The organism is Pseudomonas sp. NA-150 (assembly GCF_044336365.1).
Lineage (GTDB): Bacteria > Pseudomonadota > Gammaproteobacteria > Pseudomonadales > Pseudomonadaceae > Aquipseudomonas.
This window is the reverse complement of record NZ_CP172305.1, coordinates 3330398-3344223: the sequence shown is the minus strand read 5'-3', so window position 1 is coordinate 3344223 and position 13826 is coordinate 3330398. Positions and strand designations below refer to the sequence as shown.

15 protein-coding genes and 2 pseudogenes are annotated in these 13826 nt (G+C 51.9%); 5 read left to right on the top strand and 12 right to left on the bottom strand.

Going from position 1 to position 13826, the window contains the following annotated elements; genetic code table 11:
* Positions 1-3 precede the first annotated feature (3 nt).
* Genes ACF0H7_RS15825 through ACF0H7_RS15815 form a run of 3 tightly spaced genes read right to left on the bottom strand, consistent with a single transcriptional unit; the run spans position 4 to position 2872 of the window.
* Positions 4-1380: a cytochrome ubiquinol oxidase subunit I gene (locus ACF0H7_RS15825; protein WP_397453661.1), complete on the bottom strand. Its 1377-nt coding sequence runs from the start codon at positions 1378-1380 to the stop codon at positions 4-6.
* Between the two features lie 15 nt (positions 1381-1395).
* Positions 1396-2550, bottom strand: a complete 1155-nt coding sequence (locus ACF0H7_RS15820; RefSeq protein ID WP_397453660.1) for a carboxylate-amine ligase — start codon at positions 2548-2550, stop codon at positions 1396-1398.
* A gap of 28 nt (positions 2551-2578) precedes the next feature.
* The gene (locus ACF0H7_RS15815; RefSeq protein WP_397453659.1) at positions 2579-2872 is read right to left on the bottom strand and encodes a hypothetical protein; all 294 of its coding nucleotides are present in this window, start codon (positions 2870-2872) and stop codon (positions 2579-2581) included.
* A gap of 465 nt (positions 2873-3337) precedes the next feature.
* Here ACF0H7_RS15815 and ACF0H7_RS15810 point away from each other — a divergent pair, with 465 nt between their 5' ends.
* The gene (locus ACF0H7_RS15810) at positions 3338-3559 is read left to right on the top strand and encodes a DUF2934 domain-containing protein (RefSeq protein ID WP_397453658.1); all 222 of its coding nucleotides are present in this window, start codon (positions 3338-3340) and stop codon (positions 3557-3559) included.
* A 159-nt stretch (positions 3560-3718) separates the two neighbouring features.
* On the opposite strand, the gene ACF0H7_RS15805 is transcribed toward ACF0H7_RS15810, so the two are convergent.
* Complete coding sequence (locus tag ACF0H7_RS15805) at positions 3719-3940, bottom strand: hypothetical protein (RefSeq protein ID WP_397453657.1); 222 nt, start codon at positions 3938-3940, stop codon at positions 3719-3721.
* Positions 3941-4181: 241 nt separating this feature from the next.
* Between ACF0H7_RS15805 and ACF0H7_RS15800 the strand changes: the two are divergent.
* Positions 4182-4470, top strand: a pseudogene (locus tag ACF0H7_RS15800) (transposase); the annotation flags it as partial.
* A gap of 725 nt (positions 4471-5195) precedes the next feature.
* Here ACF0H7_RS15800 and ACF0H7_RS15795 read toward each other — a convergent pair.
* Positions 5196-5738, bottom strand: coding sequence for a cupin (locus ACF0H7_RS15795; protein ID WP_397453656.1), 543 nt, complete (start codon positions 5736-5738; stop codon positions 5196-5198).
* A gap of 479 nt (positions 5739-6217) precedes the next feature.
* Positions 6218-6454, bottom strand: coding sequence for an AbrB/MazE/SpoVT family DNA-binding domain-containing protein (locus tag ACF0H7_RS15790; RefSeq protein ID WP_397453655.1), 237 nt, complete (start codon positions 6452-6454; stop codon positions 6218-6220).
* A gap of 433 nt (positions 6455-6887) precedes the next feature.
* Here ACF0H7_RS15790 and ACF0H7_RS15785 point away from each other — a divergent pair.
* Positions 6888-7061 (top strand): annotated as a pseudogene (locus ACF0H7_RS15785) (methyl-accepting chemotaxis protein); the annotation flags it as partial.
* Between the two features lie 90 nt (positions 7062-7151).
* Here the strand turns inward: ACF0H7_RS15785 and ACF0H7_RS15780 are convergent.
* Positions 7152-7538, bottom strand: a complete 387-nt coding sequence (locus ACF0H7_RS15780) for a hypothetical protein (protein WP_397453654.1) — start codon at positions 7536-7538, stop codon at positions 7152-7154.
* 407 nt (positions 7539-7945) lie between these two features.
* On the opposite strand from ACF0H7_RS15780, the gene ACF0H7_RS15775 reads away from it, so the two are divergent.
* Together ACF0H7_RS15775 and ACF0H7_RS15770 are read left to right on the top strand one after the other, a co-directional pair.
* A complete protein-coding gene (locus ACF0H7_RS15775) occupies positions 7946-8080 on the top strand; it encodes a hypothetical protein (protein WP_397453653.1) in 135 nt (44 codons plus the stop codon).
* Positions 8081-8475: 395 nt separating this feature from the next.
* Positions 8476-9336, top strand: coding sequence for an EcsC family protein (locus ACF0H7_RS15770; RefSeq protein ID WP_397453652.1), 861 nt, complete (start codon positions 8476-8478; stop codon positions 9334-9336).
* 192 nt (positions 9337-9528) lie between these two features.
* Here the strand turns inward: ACF0H7_RS15770 and ACF0H7_RS15765 are convergent, their stop codons facing one another.
* From ACF0H7_RS15765 to ACF0H7_RS15745, 5 genes are all read right to left on the bottom strand, one after another.
* Positions 9529-10848, bottom strand: coding sequence for a type II toxin-antitoxin system HipA family toxin (locus tag ACF0H7_RS15765; RefSeq protein WP_397453651.1), 1320 nt, complete (start codon positions 10846-10848; stop codon positions 9529-9531).
* 420 nt (positions 10849-11268) lie between these two features.
* Positions 11269-11721, bottom strand: coding sequence for a DUF6957 family protein (locus ACF0H7_RS15760; RefSeq protein WP_397453650.1), 453 nt, complete (start codon positions 11719-11721; stop codon positions 11269-11271).
* 91 nt (positions 11722-11812) lie between these two features.
* Positions 11813-12145 carry a hypothetical protein gene (locus ACF0H7_RS15755; RefSeq protein WP_397453649.1) on the bottom strand — a complete coding sequence of 111 codons (333 nt, stop codon included), beginning with the start codon at positions 12143-12145 and terminating at the stop codon, positions 11813-11815.
* A gap of 412 nt (positions 12146-12557) precedes the next feature.
* The gene (locus ACF0H7_RS15750) at positions 12558-12935 is read right to left on the bottom strand and encodes a hypothetical protein (RefSeq protein WP_397453648.1); all 378 of its coding nucleotides are present in this window, start codon (positions 12933-12935) and stop codon (positions 12558-12560) included.
* Positions 12935-13663, bottom strand: a complete 729-nt coding sequence (locus ACF0H7_RS15745) for a metallophosphoesterase family protein (protein ID WP_397453647.1) — start codon at positions 13661-13663, stop codon at positions 12935-12937. The genes ACF0H7_RS15750 and ACF0H7_RS15745 overlap by 1 nt, the downstream gene beginning before the upstream one ends.
* Positions 13664-13826 lie beyond the last annotated feature (163 nt).

Here is a 13826-nt window from a genome sequence, read left to right as displayed (position 1 = left end):
CCCTCAAGATTCACCTGTCTCGTCAGCCAAGGTCGGCTGCGGCCCGGGCTGGCCCCTGCGAGGGGGTTCGTGAAGTAGCCGAAGTAACACCCAGAGACCAATGCCGAAAATCAGCAGGTAATACCCCAGGATGAACCCCGTAGATCCGAGCACTTGTTGTCGAGACACCGACGACAGACTGTCGGCCGTGCGCAGCAACCCATAGACGGTGAAGGGTTGACGGCCAACCTCGGTCACCACCCAGCCACTCAGCATCGCGAGCAGTCCGGCCGGGGCCATCAGCACACATACCCGAAGCATCCAGAACGCTGCGTACAACCGCCCTTGCCACCGCAATATCAAACTGGTCAGGCCCTGCGCCAACATCAACAGGCCTAAACCAACCATTAAGCGAAACGCAAAGAAGACCGTTCCCACCGGAGGGATGTCTTGTTGGGGAAATTCATCCAGAGCGGCGATGGTGCCACTCAGGTCATGCTTTAAGTACAGCGAACCTATACGCGGAATCGCCACTTCCCAATGGTTGCGCCGCTCAGCCATGTCGGGAATGGCGAATAAGCGCAGTGGTTCGCCGTCACCTTCGGCCGGGCGAGTCCAGGAGCCTTCGATGGCGGCGACCTTCTGCGGCTGAACTTTAAGACTGTGCTGACCATGAAGGTCTCCAACCACGATTTGGACAGGTATGAGTATGACAATCGCCCACAACGCCATGGAGTAAGCAAGCTGTGCTCGAGGTTTCTCGGGCGCACTTAAGAGCTGCCACGCGCTGACCCCGGCAACCATCGTGGCGGTACCGAGCAACGCGGCCAATGTCATATGCACAAGCCTATAAGGGAACGACGGATTGAAGATGATCGCCCACCAATCTTCAGCAACGAAGCGGCCGTCCGTGCCAATAGAGAAACCGGCTGGAGTATGCATCCAGGAATTGGCCGACAAGATCCAAAATGCACTAATCAGCGACCCGACGGCAACCGCGCAGGAGGCGAAGAAATGCAGACGAGGGCCTACCTTCTTCAATCCGAATAACATTATGCCAAGGAAGCCGGACTCGAGAAAAAATGCGGCGAGCACTTCGTAGAACATCAATGGGCCGAGGATATCCCCCGCCCGAATTGAAAAGCGTGACCAATTGAGTCCGAATTGGTACTCCAGCATCAGACCCGAGGCAGTGCCCACCGCCACGTTGAGGGCAAACACTTTTAGCCAATAATTGTATACCTCCAAATAAATCTTTCGCCCTCGCCATAGTGCAAGCGCTTCAAGCACCATCAGAAAGTTCGCTAAACCAATGGTGAGCGCTGCAAGCACGATATGAAAACTTATGGTGATCGCAAACTGGGTACGAGCCCCCATCAGCACCGACTCAATCGTTTCCATGCCGTCCGCTCACCTTTAGATGGTGCATTCATGGATCACTGGCAAGAGACCTGCCTCAGTTTCCATTAGCAATTGGTTAACCACCTGTACCAGCGCTTCATGGGGCCTTACTCCGGTGTCGATTGCTTCTTGGTAGACATGCCGTTGTCTCTCTGCGCTGGTGCCATCGCGGATGATTCGGCGAAGCTGCGAAAAAACGTTCTCTACACCGAGCGCTCGGGATGTTTCTCCCAATCTTTGCTCTGTCATGAGAAGCCATTGTTCGATGGTTAATAACCGGTTGTAACCTTCAATGAGGAATGCGGCGTCGATGCCAAATCTCTTCGCTCTCCATCGATTTTCTATCAGAATCCATCTGGATTTTTGCGAATAAGACGATCCCGGACGAGGTTGGTCAATTGCGTGAGCGATCATCACTCGGAACAAAGAGGCAATACTTAGTGCGTCGTCCAGGCGTGGACAGGCATCTGTCATTCGCAATTCCAACGTAGGGTACTTGGCAGAAGGCCGTATTCCCCACCAGCAATCGGATGGCTGCTTTATTGAGCCAGTTGACATCAGAAAGACGATATAAGCCTCATAAGCGATCTGATCTTCAAAGAATTCTGGAATGCCCATACGGGGCCATTCATCACAGGCGGTCTGACGATAGCTCAGGAAGCCACTATCAAAGCCGTCCCAGAAGGGAGACGAACAACTCAAGGCCAATAGCAATGAAGTCCACGGCAACACCTCGTTCATCACTTGAATACGATCCAAGTGCTCCGGAACTTCCACATGCACGTGCAAACCTGACAACAGACTGCGTCGTGCCACGCTTTTATAGTTCTCGAATAGCTGAAGAAAGTGGTCTTGGTCGGTGGCGCCTTGAGTCCGCCAATCGCCTAAGGGATGGCTGCCGGCGCTGATAAATCCCAGGCCGAACGACTCGAGTGCGTACCTTAATGAACGGCGAGCGTGTGCTAAATAGTCTCCAGCTTGCGTGATACTGGTGAACACCGGAGAAGCGACTTCGATTTGGCCTTGAAACATTTCATAGGCGAAAAAAACACCCAGCGCCCTTCTACACCTTTCAATCGCTGGGCAGGGAACGTTGCCCGGCATCTGTCGGGTAGCGAGATCGGTGATGAAATATTCTTCTTCGATACCAAACCTCAGCTGGCAGTTCATTTCGCCTCCCCTAGTATCCACGCCACCCTCAAATCAATCGACGTAAAGACGCATCGTCATACTTGGCGCCGCTGGGTGATAATCCTCCCCCCGCGACTGCACACAGGTAAGCATGATCAGCCTCCATTCGTAGATCCCTCGACTCCTGCCAATCAACAATACCTTGGCGATCCATTTCATCTGTTTGCCGAAGCAGTTCATCATGATAAGCATCCGGGCAATCCATACGTAGAGGACAATTTCCCAATGCTTGATGCCAAGCGTCCAAGGCCGACAGTCTTCTCTCTTGAGCCAATGTCAGAACGCCTCTGAATGAGTTCATGGCTGCATATTCCCTGAGCTATTTATGAGTGGATCTAAAAATTCGGCACAGGTTCACGGGGGTCGACAAGGTGTGAATTTTTTCAAGTGAAGTTTTCCATCCCCCTTATAAAACCGAGCCAATTCAGATGGATACGAACGTCAGATGACATTTAGAATTTTTTTTGTTTTTTTAGTTTCTTCGTTATGAGCAAAACGATTGTTCCGCAAAAAATGCAGAGCACCTGATAGCAGAGTCGGGACTTTCGAAATCTAGCCGCGCTTCGGCACCCACCCCGTCGTGTTATGAGTACGGTGCGACACGACCGCGAACGATTGCTGTGCATGGGGGGCGATAAGCGACCAACAGCAAGGTCAAAATTTGCACGTCGGCTACCCTTAACTCTAAAGGCGATTGCAGGCGACGGGGGATAAACTCCCTGTTCTCTACGAAAGCTACTCAGTGAGGAATGGGAGGAATTTGAATATGGACGAGCAAAAAATCCGAGAAGCTGCGTATCAGCTCTGGGAAAAACAAGGGAAGCCTCAAGGGCAAGACCTGGAACACTGGTTCACTGCTGAAAAATCAGCCGGCGACGAGGATCCCGCGACGTCGACCTCCGAACCATCATCAAGCAGTGAACGGCCAGACCTGTCTGGGGAGGACTCTAATGCTGGGGCTGAAGATCAAAATAAAGATGGTCGTTAAAGCTGCAATTCTATATGAAGGCTAACAGCAGGGTAATACCAACAATAGCGCGCATATTCGAATGTGTGCTATTGAGGTGCATAAAATCTATCTACATCGCCTCTTCTCGCTTTTAATTATTCAGGCGATCATCTTGGCCACCTCGCAGAACATTTGACCTCATGTTCCCGCACCGATGCCTTCTACCGCCTCCGCATATCTATCGGTCGCCTCGGTCACCAGCAACCTTCGCTCTTCACGATCGATGAAACCCTGTTTTAGGTACACTTCGGCCAGTCGAAGCAATTCTTCATATTGCTCCTGAGCCGTCATTCTAATTTCAGGCTTTGCCAGTAATGAATTCCAAGTCTCTAGCGCTTGCGTTTTCCGATCTTCGTACATGACACCGACTCCCATGGATTGTTAAATATTTGAGCTATTTGGGTAACGCGAGGTTCACCATAAGCGACGTATGGCAAGCATCGGTTAGACGCCTTCGAAGAGTGGCGGTACAAACGCAGGGTAAAGCGGCGTCCGCCATCAGCGTTGAACTTTAGAATCGCATGTCTCATCTAACGAATATGTAGTGGTTTAAAACCGGACACCCATTTAGGCGAGAATGCTCGCCAGATAGTGGTGTCTGATGACCAAGGAACGTCGTTCCTTTTCCACTGAGTTCAATCGCGGAGCCGCAGCCCAGGTGCTTGACAAAGGCTACAGCCACATCGCAGCCAGCCGCGCCCTCGGTGTGGTCGAGTTTGCCTTGCGCCGGTGGGTGAAGCAGCTTGAGTTGGAGCGCGGTGGAGTGACTTCGCAGAGTAAAGCGCTGACCCCAGAGCAGCAGCAGATCCAGGAGCTGCAAGCCCGGATCGCTCGTCTTGAACGGAGAAATCCATTTCAAAAAAAGCTACCGCGCTCTTGATGTCGGAAGAGCCTGAGCGCACGCGTTGATCACGGTATCAGTAGCGCCTCATGTATCTCGATAGAAGGCGTAATGCCCCCCTTGCGTTTACTCTCTAGCCACCGCCTTGTTTTGTTGATATCGAAAATCTGACCCTGTTCCATCAAGGTGAGTAAAAGCTCATCCGAGACTCGGTAGCGTCCGCAGTCCGGACAGTCTCTTTCCTCCCAGGGGCCATGACACTGAATGCGCTCTGCGACACCGACACATATAAGACAATTCATCGTGATCACCGCTTTTATCGTTGTATCCGATCTGCCATGGGTCACTTGCGGTGCCGTGTACACAAACACGTCGTCGAGTGCACTGAAAGGCCTGGTGTTTGATCGACTGAAAAATTTATGCGAAAGTTCGGGGCGGTGACGCATTCCGTACAAAGAGGTCGTATTTGGCGTTTATAGGGTCGATTCCGGTCGGCTATCCGGAGCCTATGACGTAGCAGTACCACGGTGTAAATTCACTTTAACAGAGGGACGGAATCCGGTCTGATTGATCATCTGCAAGCCATGCACCGAGAGGACACAATCAGCTCGTGCTGAGAATTACTAATCACTGGTAGAGCTTAGTAACTTGCGTAAGGGCAACCTGATGTGACCACCCTGTCACACCAACCTCCCTACCTCCCAACCGCTCAGTTCATTCAAAGCCTGCGAGAGGTCTCAAGCACCCTGAACGGATTTAGGGACGAATTACGATCTAGGAAATTGCGCTCAAGGCTTGAGCCCAGTATCGGCTTACCGCACCGTGTAGACCCTGCACCGGGTCTTGGCCAGGAAAAGGCAGCAGGTCGATGTTCGCTAATTGATCCGGCGTCGGCGGCTCGAGACAGATATCGGGATGCTGTCCCGGCGGGTAAGCACCAACCACCAGAAAATCATCGCTGGATCCCACATTGCAATGTCCGGTACCGGCGGGTAACAGCAAGACGTCACCCGCGCTCACTTCAAACACCCGGCCATCCGGGCCGCCGAGCATCAAGCGTGCGAAACCGCTAGCAATGCCGAGCACTTCATGACCCTCGGTATGATAGTGGTGAAAATCATATATTCCGTAACGCCATTGCGGTATCCAGCCGTTGGCGCTGAATGTTTTCTCGAACAGCGCCGCAGGGTCGCTGCTTTGAACGGCAATAGCCTTGATGTAAATGAGCACCGGTAAGCGCGGGTTATTAGGCACCCAGCTGTTACTTTTAAGCAGTAGGATCTGCACGGGAGCATCCACAGCTTGCGACCTGACCATGAAACTTTCTCCGCAAATGAATAGTGCCTTGAGGAAAACCTTGTGCCTCTCTATTGACGGGAGACATTCACTGTCTGCCAGTTGTTCCAATAATAAGGTGATTTTTTACAACACGACTTGTGGTGCGGCGATTGCAGACGGTCACGCCAGGCCACCTGTGTCACCGTTCAGATCGACGATTGGCCGGAGCACGACGGTGTGTGCGGGAGCGTTACAACGCCAGCTATAACCGAGGTGCAGGACATCGCCATATTCATGGCGTAAACCTGGGCGTGTTTACGACGGCCTACCCCAAAGCAACCTGATTGCGTCGCTGCCTGTATGATGCGCAAGCTTAAGTTGCGGCCACGACATTTTTTCTCGGCGAGCACTCCTGCGATTTAAATCAGTTCACGGTAAGTCGTTATTCTCAGGCCCGAGGCCAATCGGCCAAGCTTCAGCGACCTCTTTATCAATGACTCGACCGGCGTCAACGTCCTCTAAGGCTCACGTGTCAGGCATTGGTCACGGAGATCCCAAGCTTCCGTTAACTCATCGATCCTATCTGGAATTTTGGGCGTCTTCGAGAGGACTAAGCAACGCGCAGTGCCAACGTAGTCCTCGATCAGGTAGAGCGAATCGCCGACATCTGCCCCCAGTTCCTGAAGCGCGACATCCGGGATTCGGACAGCGCCGTCACCATCCCAGTCTTCAATGATGATTCGTAGTGGTTGCATGTTTCTCTAGATCTCCAAAATTTTAAGCATGGCTCGGAAATGACCATAGCAAGAAGCTTATCCTCAGAAGTCATGCTCATCACCCACCACTGGTGATCGAAAGGCGCTTGTAGAGCTCAGCGAGTAGTCGCGCATCAAGCAGTGCGTGGTGCGGCAGTTCAGGCAATGCCACATCACCAATGTCATCCACTTCAAGATGTCTGAAAAACTGGATCAGGTTGGTCGGCCGGTTAGCAACATGGCTGGGCCAGCGGTGGTTCACGTTTGCGAGTTGGCAGAAAAAATCCCAGTCCCACTCTGGGGCATCTGAGCACACCTCCACAGAGCCGTCGATGTCATCGAGGAATGTTCGGAGTGAGGCTTACGCTTCGATCAGAGACTGACCATGCACCGGGAAATCAAGCTGCGGTAGCACGTGCTTGATCACGAACTCAGCGCTACCATGCAGCAGTCGCATGTCGTGGAGGAGATTAACCAGAGTGTCACTCAAGTGGCCGGGCTGTCGCAAAACACGGCGAATGCTGCCGAACGATCCAGTGCCGCCAGCGTTCATCTGCAGCGGTTGAGTGACCACCTAAACGGATTGCTGGGACAATTCCGAGTTTAGGATCTAACGAACACCATCACTTGAAACCAAGGCGGAGCTCGCTGATTCGTTTGCTACATCGCCCCCCGAGTGATGACTCCTTTCTTGCGATCACAAACCCAGATCAACACTGAGGTAGTCCTCCATCATTTCATTGGAGGCGTGACTGCTCTGCAGCAAATGCCACTGCAGATACCGTCTGATATGAGTTCTAAGCCGCGATCTGATCTCTACGTAGCCATCTCCGGAGGATGGCGTCGTTGGCCCTCTGGGGCGGCCAAGGACGCGACGCAATACCTCAAGCTCAAGAGCGCCGATATTCGAACTATAAAACCTCTCACGATCGTCCAACCCAGGCGGCCGTTTGAAGCTATCGATCGCCTCTTCCAGCAAGTGTTGCAGTGCGGTCAAACCGTATACCTGTGTTGCTGTTTTCCACACTTGATTTTCTAGGTCGATGTCCATGCCAGCCTCAGGTCGATCGGGTAGCGCGAGCATGAGGTAATTTCCTTCAGTCGCATACCTAGTCCCCCTTACTGGTGAGCGACTCGGTTATTCAGCATTTTTAAAAAAAAATTTGGACGGCGTGTATTTGTTTGCAAAGCGAAAGCAGCGGCCTGCCGGCCAACTGGCGATTCCTTTAGTGCAGCAGGTGCCGACACCAATCACCCTCCTTAGAGCACGCAAAAGCCGATCAAAAGCACCCGCTTAAAGGGGAGCGAAAAAATGGCTATGTACCCAAGGTCAGCGGGGAGACGTTGATCGTTGCTTTTCGTTTGTCCTCAAATATAAGAACTCCGTCGTTTAAAAAAAAATTAAGGGGCAAAATAGTAAAATGGCGCAATAGTCATACTGAATGGCGTATTTACCAGGCTATTTTCAGATTTATCAGAGAGGACTAACTGATGATCACGCTCGATCTCAACGTCAATGATGCAGAAGCGTTGCTGGGCATTGTGGGTTGTTCAAGCCAGAATCCGGCGGTCGACGAGAGGATCATCGATTGGAAAACGCGCTGGAGGCGCTCTCAGATGCCCTAAGGCATCATCTGCAATCGGAAAAAAACGACATGGATGTATAGCTGTCGACTGGGTGTTCAGCGCAAGAAAAACCAGAGGGGTACGTTTACGTCGGGAGTGATGTGCACACGATGCGACGTATGAGGATTTGCACTGGCTTAACCACGCGCTCGCAGGTACTCGAATGGTCATTTGCATCCGATGTTACCCGCACGTTTCGTGACTACGACTGACCGAAACCGGCCCGCAGCTGCCGCTCAAAACTGACAGAAAATCGGTCAGAAACGCCCACAGTGCGTCTAAAAAATCAGAGGCGCGCCCACTTTGACGACTGCGATATCGACGGCCCCGCCACGCGCTGACATACTTTAAGCAATGCACGGATATCCAGCCAGGCCTTAAAAGGAAGCGCTGCTATGTCGAACGCACCTGAAGTCGCTCAACTCCAACCTTCTGATCACCGCTCTTTGCAGCAGGCAAAGAATTTTCTTGAGAATCCTGGGCTAATAGCCCAACTGACTAACTTGGTCGGCGCCCCTCTCGAAGCAGGAATAAAGAGACTCCCTAAAGGTTTCAGCAAACGCCTTAGCTCTACTCTGCAGTCTGCATTAATGAAATCTGCACGATGGGCCCTGAAAACCATGGGTGACTCACAACAAGAATCTTGGAACAAATCACACATAGCCTCTGTTGCCATTACTGGCGGAGTCAGCGGTTTTTTTGGCCTTGGGGTGATGGCTATTGAAGTTCCGATCACCACAACAATCATTCTCAGATCGATTGCCGACATAGGCCGCAGCGAAGGTGAATCGCTCAAATCCGGGAATTTTATTCCGGAGTGCTTAAAGGTATTCGCCCTAGGCGGCCCGTCTAAAAATGATGACTCGACCGAGTCTGGTTATTATGCAGTTCGTACAGCTCTCGCCTATGAGGTGCACGCTAGCGCTCAGTATGTGGCCAAAGAGATGGAAAACGCTGTCGCAGGGAGTGCAGCAAACGCTGCCAAAACAGGCACAGAGAAAACCGCACCCCGACTAGTTCTACTGATCCAGAAGGTTGCCGAAAAATTAGGGATAACGTATAGCGAAAAGTTTGCCGCTCAGATCATTCCGATTTTCGGTGCCCTCGGAGGGGCGGGCATAAACGCTATTTTTATGAGTCACTTCCAGAACATGGCGAGAGGTCACTTCATAGTCAGACGCCTTGAGCGAAAATACGGCGTAGACCTGATCAAGATGGTTTACGACTCACTTCCATCATACGAAGAGCTCCTCTAACTACGGTATCTGAATAAGGCAGGCATGTAGTGGTAGCGCTTAATCGTCTTCAACGTGTCGTTATAAGCCTCTCATTTTTGTGGTCTGGTCTGTCAAGCCCGTATCAATTTTCGCTCCCTACAGCGGGCTTATATCTTCAGTTTCATCGCCTGCCGATGCCCGCATTAGAATCAACGCCTCAAAGCTGCTGGCTCACATGAGTTGCCATCGACGAAACGTGTCTCCCAGGAACCTCAACGGAATCAGTGGAGACCGCCAGGTTTCCTCCGGCAGCCTTAGATCGAGCAGCAGATCCGGCAACCCTAAAAGCAACCGAGCATCTGCTTGTAAGCAATTGAACAACCATTCAGGATCTGCCAAATGCACTAAGCGCGCGCACACAGCGAGCCAATCAACCGTGCCTAAACGCTCTATCTCCTTTGGCCATCGGGTACTGCGCACGATCCCTTCTCTGTCCATCACCATTGGCGCTATGTCGTACATCGGGGCGAATGCCACTCGTTCTTTAGTGCGAATAATGGAAAGATTCCGGCCGTGATTGTCGCTGTTCCCAAGTATGAGGTTGATCAACTCCCGACGCAGATATTCGCTAATCATGGACGGGATTTCTTTTTCCTGGCGGGCGGCAACCCATGCTTTTGCCAGCTGTTCCACGACTTCAACATGGTTCATTCTACTGCCCGGTTGCGTGACGCCACACAGCGAATACATTGACTCGACACCGATACGCTCCACTCCGTCAGGGGTGAATTTTCGATCGAATCTTTGCATCCAAAGGGAAGGCAAATTCTCCGGCTCGTAGGCCAATCCTTCGGACGATATCGTGTCGAAGCCAAACTCCCCCAATGCGCGGTAATAGCAATATTCACTGTGCAAAATGTTGCGGTCTGTCCTGCCGGCCCTATTACGCGGATATTTAACAAACCAGTGTCGGTGCACTTCTTCATCCGGTAACGCCTCATTTGGGTAAAAATCTCCAGAGGCATCTTCTGAAATCAGCATTTTTGGCGCCTCTCCGCTTGCACCGAGAGCGCCGTTTATCGCTAATCCTGATCCGCGAGCAAGATCGAGAAAGCCCATGCCTCTCTGCAGAACGTCTTCTCGGCTGAATCCAGTCACTTTCACTTGGGCGCACACCGCTTCTGCTGCGCTTTTTATCCGCATATGACCTATTGGCGCGGTAGCGAAACGCTGCAACAGCATGTGATCTATCGACATGCCTGGTGGCACTGCCTCCTGGGCCAAGATGTGCCGGCGAGCGGCGCCGGACGAGATAATGTCATGAAGGAACGCGGGAGCACTGCCCCGCTGAATATCCCAGCCAAGCGGTAAATTTACGCTTATCGCTGGTGATTTCACCGTACCCAGTTTATCGAACTGGTCGACAAGATAGCCAACTCTGTAATGCGTACTGCATCGACTGCGCAGACCGTTTTCCGGTGAGTCGAAGCTGACTTCCACAGCATCGTGCCATTGGCCGTCGGAGTGAATCTGGAGCGTAATTGCTGCCATAAATCATCGCCATATTGCCAAACACTACATGAGTGTTGACCGTGAAAAATTCAGGCTCTCTTTTGTGTGAGCTGGATCAAAAGGAAATTCCTCTATGGATGTATCACGTGCATTGGGCACCGCACGCTGAACCATCGCTCTCCAATCAAATCCCCTGGCAGGCCACAAACCTCGCATGTAATTAACGAGCGCTCGACCGCCGCATCGACCATAGCACGAGAAAAAGAATCACCTCCGTCATAGTAAAACCGTAGCCCTCCGTATTTTTCTTTAATCCGTAACACTCTGATCGGCGGCGCATCGTCATGAGCATCCATATAATTTTGGAGCGTCCGGCATAGCTCGTCGAGCAGTCCCACCCATCCCGGCAAACATTCGATTTCCCGCAAAATGGGGCTGCCCAAGAGCTTCGGGTACCGCTCACGCAGGAACGGCAATAGATCGTTGCTCATACCCATTCCAAAAATTCGAGCCACACTCGCGAGCTAGTGCGCAAACAGCAGGAACGCCGGCATGCTTGCGACAGCCACGCCCAGCGAGCACGTAAATCGCGTCTTGGGTTTCGAAAAGGAATCCATCGAAGCCCAGCTGAAAAGTTGACAGTACACCGTCGGAAATCACGCCAGCGGCATCTACTTCAGAAATGACCGTGGGCGCGTAAAGGAGGGTCGATGTCAGGCCGTCTTTGCTTATAGCTCGCTCATGCTCGTCAGACAGCATTACGTCGATTAGCATCCAATTTCTCACGATGCAAAACGACTGGTTTTCAAAAGCTTCGTTTGAGATTTTCAGTAGTTGCTCGTCGGATAGGTTTGAACCCTGCAACAAACGGGCTGGGCCGTACAAGAGATCAGCTAGTAATTCAATGTCCAAAACGTGACCTATTTATTCGTAAAAAATACAGGGGTTCCTGTATGGCTTGAGGTGATTAATTGGGCGGCCTACGTTTCTCGGGCTACGCCTGTCATTGGTCTCTTTCGCCCGACGCAAACACACAACGCAACTGGTTGATCGCTTGGTCGACAGTGAGCCCGTCGCGACGCGATTGCATAAGGCTATGAGCAAGTGCTTTCGAGAGCGACTCAATCGTTATTTGATCTACCGTTTTCCAACCAAGGCTCGCCGCATTGATCTTCTGTTGCCGCTCTCGCACCCATGCACCGGCACGTGCTCGATCTTCTTCGTAACCAGGCTGATCAAGCACCTCGCGCGGATCGATTGAGATACATCCGTTGATGACCCGTAGGGTCTTCAGAGCCTTGATCGAGCGTGAAAATTCGCGCTCAGCATCGCTCATTCGCTTACGCTTCCAGAACACAACAGCACCTCTCTATCCGGGACACTTTGATAGCGGAGTCACTTAATGAAGCGCTCCAGAAAACCTTGGACTGCCGCCCTCCCGTGCCCAATCGCAAACCACATACCGACTGCCGTTGATGGTCTCAAACAACGTGTAGTCCCCCTGCTCCGAACGACGACTAACAGTTGAAGTACGGATGGTCGCGCCATCTATAAAGCGACCGCGACTCTCTCGGAAAACAATCCCTACGAGGCAGGAGATATGCGTATCAAACATTGCGCAACACAGGTAGCCCGTAATTGGAACTCCGAAATTGGTTTTGATCGCGCGTTCCACGCTTCGTGGGACAGCGACTGCTTCGGCCTCGTTCGGCGATTGCTTGCTATCTAACGACTGGAAATTTTAGGCATTAATGCACCTTTTTAAATGGGCCAATAGAGCCGTTCTGATGCCACCAGTGAGCGATCACATAAATGCCTCCGCCCTCAACAACGACAACCAAGTAACCTTCACGGTGATAACGCCTTAAAACAGGTGGCGTACGAGCCGGGAGGCCTTCAGGGAACTCATGACGGTGATCACAAAACATCAGACCAGTCATGATCGGCGGCCTTTCGATCACACACGCCAAGAAACCAACAATCTCGGCATCTGGTATAGCGCCCTTGGCTTTCTGTATCACCGTTGGTAGTCGCGAAAATCGGCAATCAGAAAGGCGTGTTCCAAAGCTTTTGATCCAGTACCTGGAGTACTCAGGTGCGGTCGTGTCAGGCGCAGAACGGCTCATCAAATTTCGATCTCCACGCTCGCACTGAACCCCGTTTTCTCCCCCGGATAACCTCGCGGATTTGAGACTAACCGGCACCCATCAAGCACAACATCAACCGCGTGATGGGTATGACCAAAAATCCATGCATCCGCTTTTTCTAGAAGCGCGTGCCAGCGGTTCGCATAAGCAGCAGACAAGTGACCATCATGCCCATCATCCGTGACCTCAGGAATCGGAGCGTGGTGAGTGATGACAACGGTTTTGCCATCAAACGGTTTTTCAAGCTCAGCTGTAAGCCACTCGCCGGCAACACGATTCCGAGCTACGAGGTCATCCGGGCGCAGCCTGCGATAATTCGTATCGGCTCTGATGGCACTGAAATCACTCATCGCATTCCAGCAAATTCTTGCCGCAGCAACGGCGTCTCCGGTCGAACTGAAATCAGTCCAGGCAGTTGTGCAGAGGAAACGTGTTTGTTTCCAAATCCAAACTTCGTTTTCGAGAACGTGAACGTGAGGCGCCGCTGCCTCTTTCATTTTTTGCAGTGTGCGGTCGATATGTCCGCCGTAGAATTCATGGTTTCCGCAGACATACAAGGTCGGAACGTTGAACGTCTCGTTTGCCCACCTTACGCCACGTGCTTTGATGTCGATGTCCCCTGCGAGAACGACGAGATCAGCGTTTATTGGCGGTGGCTCGAACACCGAAAACTCATTGTGCAGGTCGGAGTAAACCTGGATTTTCATATCCCACTCAAACTCGATTTAGACCTATATTGATGTGAGCCTTTGATCGTTGTGATACCTCCAGACACGTCTTCAAGGGATAGCCGGGTGACGAGAGCTCCGGTGCATCATAAACCCATTTGATCCGTTATTGCTAGCTTTCGATATTTATCAGATCACTCCC